Here is a 1,414-nt window from a genome sequence, read left to right on the forward strand (position 1 = left end):
AGTGTCGTAACTATTACTGGTGATTCGTACCGTCTTAAGCAACACCTCGAACCAGTAAACGAGTAATTTTGTACACCCTTAAACAAGCATAAATGTACATATTAACGTTGACATTTATACTTGAGATTAGTAGAAATATTGATAAGATGATTTTTTTCAAAATACTCTCCCCTTTTCTAGTCAATAACTAGCATAAAGAGAAGAGTTTAAGAAAAGCATAGGGGAAATCTTAAGGTTTTCTTAATTTGTTATTTGGGGAAGGTTGCTATCAAATGAATATGTGTATTATTTAGTTTGATGTGTAAGTTTAGTCTCGAACAATTTTATATACTAAACTGCAAATTATCAGAAAGTTAAAGTTGTAATGTACAATAAAATTTTGGGGAAAAAGAAAAAACGATTACTCAGAATGTAATCGTCTTTTAGGTATGTCCCAACAAGTAAGGGCAGGTCTTCTTATTATTTAAAAGTGACATTTACCCTATAATCAATACTCTTAAAAAATTCCTTTAACACTTTTTCTGCATTCTTCTCAGCAGTATCTAATAAACCAATAGAGAAAGATTATTTCTTAAAGATGTAGAAACCACTTTCAAAGCAATATTACAATTTTATAAAGCTATGACATTCAGAATAACAATAAATGTAAGATAATTTTTCAACTATCAATTTCCAGAAAAGACACTAAACAAATTTTAATTATCAAAAGTAAAGTAATAAGCCAAAGTTCTAGTTCTTTTATAAATTTAAAACATATCAATAATTCCTTTTTCCTTATCGTTACCATTATCCTTAAAAGTTTTCTTTGCAGCAATTGCAATTGTTCTTGTTGATACAGCGTCGAATCCCCCACCAATTACTCCACCAATCAAAGGAACCATTTTACCTAAGTTAATTACTCTTTTTTGTCCAAATTTAGTTATTAAACGAAACCCTACTGCTTGATTTACTTTCTTTATTACTTCTCCAGAATTTCTTTTAATTTGAGCTTGTCCCATCTTCACTCCAATCTTAATGCCAGCGGATTTAACAAATTCAGAAGCACTTTGACCAGTTAAACAAGCATATACAAATGTTTGTACTTCATCATCTTTTAAATCATATCCTCTCATATGTGCAATAGATGCAATCATTCTCATTTGAACATATATAACTGAGGCTATGTTTAACGGGATTGAAACTGGTAATGTAACAACGCCCCCTAACCCTGTCAAAAAACCAGTAGTAGCACACTTTGTTGTTTGCCAATTAACCAAACTATTTATAGCACTATCCAAATCTGCATTTTTATTTGATACTTTGTCAATTTAAGTGCAACAGTTCTTCCTGAAACGCCTCGTATGCAGTTTTCCAACCAAGACATTTTCTTGGTCGATTGTTGATAAGTTTAAGTGCTTGTTCCATCTCTTTTTCC

Annotated in this window: 1 protein-coding gene and 1 pseudogene; both read right to left on the reverse strand. The window is 30.9% G+C overall.

Features of this window, described 5'->3' with window-relative positions; all coding sequences use genetic code 11:
- Positions 1-746: 746 nt before the first annotated feature.
- Positions 747-1,256 carry an EcsC family protein gene (locus tag D8M03_RS17540; RefSeq protein WP_245987673.1) on the reverse strand — a complete coding sequence of 170 codons (510 nt, stop codon included), beginning with the start codon at positions 1,254-1,256 and terminating at the stop codon, positions 747-749.
- Between the two features lie 46 nt (positions 1,257-1,302).
- Positions 1,303-1,414, reverse strand: a pseudogene (locus tag D8M03_RS17925) (IS30 family transposase); the annotation flags it as partial.

Origin of the sequence: Ureibacillus endophyticus, assembly GCF_003628435.1 — a bacterium.
In the GTDB taxonomy this organism is placed as follows: Bacteria; Bacillota; Bacilli; order Bacillales_A; family Planococcaceae; genus Ureibacillus; species Ureibacillus endophyticus.